Annotated in this window: 2 protein-coding genes; both read right to left on the reverse strand. The window is 68.0% G+C overall.

Annotated features, from left to right (window positions below):
* A partial coding sequence (locus WCJ52_RS13035; protein ID WP_336903732.1) for a cysteine peptidase family C39 domain-containing protein occupies window positions 1-778 on the reverse strand: 778 nt, incomplete at its 3' end.
* Window positions 775-1,750: HlyD family efflux transporter periplasmic adaptor subunit (locus WCJ52_RS13040; protein WP_336903733.1), on the reverse strand; the 976-nt coding region annotated here is incomplete at its 5' end. The genes WCJ52_RS13040 and WCJ52_RS13035, both read right to left, overlap by 4 nt.

The raw sequence follows: 1,750 nt of genomic DNA on the forward strand, positions 1-1,750 counted from the left end.
CGAACCAGTCCGACGGCAGCCGGATCATGTGGCGGACCAGGTTCCCCGCCATCTGGAAACTGAGCATCTGGCCGAATGCCTGAAGGGCCCAGGCGCGGAGGCCTTCGATCGCCGCCTGAAGGACGACGAGGGCCCCAAAACCCAGGGCCAGGACGGTCAGGAGGTCCCGGTCTGCCCGGAAGACCGCCTCATCCACCACCAGCTGCATCTGGAAGGGCAGGGCGAAGGCGGTGACCTGCAGGGCCAGGGACAGACCCACGATCTGCAGGAAGGCAGGCCAGAAGCCCGTCATCTTCGACCACAGGCTGGTCATCCGGATGGGCACCCGGGCGCTGACCTTTGAAAAGCCCGGGACGGGCGTCAGTTCCAGGACCACGCCTGTGAAGTGGCGGGACATCTCCTCCAGAGAATAGGTCCGGGCGCCGCGCGCCGGGTCATGGATGACGGCGCGCTTGCCATTGACGGATTTGAGAACCACGAAATGGTTCAGGTCCCAGTGCAGGACGGCGGGAAGCTTGATTTTTCCCAGGGCGGAAAGCTCTACCCGCAAGGCCCGGGGGGCCAGGTCCAGGCTGTCGGCCAACCCCATCAGGCTGCGCAGGGTCGCCCCGGTGAGGGACAGGGAGAACCTCTGGCGCAGGCCGTTCAGGTCGACATCATGCCCGTGATAGCGCGCGATCATGGCCATGCAGGCGAGGCCACACTCGGCCGCCTCGGCGCTCTGGATCATGGGAAGCCGTCGCTGGCCCGAAAAGTTGAGTTCAGGCAGGCCGTTCATTTCCGGCGGCCCGCGGCATAGAGGGGGTCAAGAAGCCATTCCAGAAGCGAACGTCGATCGACGACGATGTCTGCGTTCAGCAACATGCCGGGCTGAAGCGGAACTTCCGCGCCATAGGCCGCAACGCCCTCCCGCTCCAGCCGCACCTTGACCCGAAAGACCGGCTCCTGGAACTGCCGGCCGGGAATGGCGACCTCGGAAGGGGCCAGGACAGTGCGCGATACCGCCGTGACCTGACCCTTCCCGGCCCCGAACTTCTGGAAGGGAAAGGCCTGGTACATCAGCCGGACGGGCTGCCCCACCCGGATGAACCCGGCCGCCCGGGAGGGCGCGAACAGTTCGGCTTCGAGCCGGGAGTCTCCCGCGCTGATCACAGCCACTGTGGCCCCGGGCGCCAGGGTCTGGCCCACTTCGACCGGCATCGCGGCCACCCGTCCGGCCACTGTGGACACGACCGCATACCGACCCTGGACTTCGGTCTGCGTTCTCTGCTGGTTCAGGCCCGCCTGGGCGGAGGCCGCAGAGGCCCGGGCTCCGGCGGCGTCGATCGGTATGGCTGAGAGCCGGGCAGCGACTTCGCCAATCTCGCGATCAAAGGACAGGATCCGCCCGGACAAGGTCGAGGCCTCCTGTTGCGCCGCCAGTTCGGCTGAACGTCGGGCCTCAAGTTCCCGCCGGGGCAGGAAGCCCTGATCGGCGATGGCCTGGGCCCGCTCGACCTCCGCGCGGGCGAGGGTGAGGCGCTCTTGCTGCAGCTTCAGGGCCCGCCGGGTCTCGTCGCGCTCCCGGGCCAGGGCGGTGGAACGGGCGCGGAGTTGCACCTGCTCAGCTGTGAGCGCCGCCAATCGCGCCGACGCGCCCGCCTCCGTCGCTGAGACCTGGGCGTCGAGACTGCGGGAGAAGGCCGCGAGGCTATCGCCGCCCTCAACCTCGGACGAGAGGGTGAGGCTCGCTACAGTTTGCCCAGCGGAG

The sequence above is a fragment of the Phenylobacterium sp. genome (genome assembly GCF_037138395.1).
Taxonomy (GTDB): domain Bacteria; phylum Pseudomonadota; class Alphaproteobacteria; order Caulobacterales; family Caulobacteraceae; genus Phenylobacterium.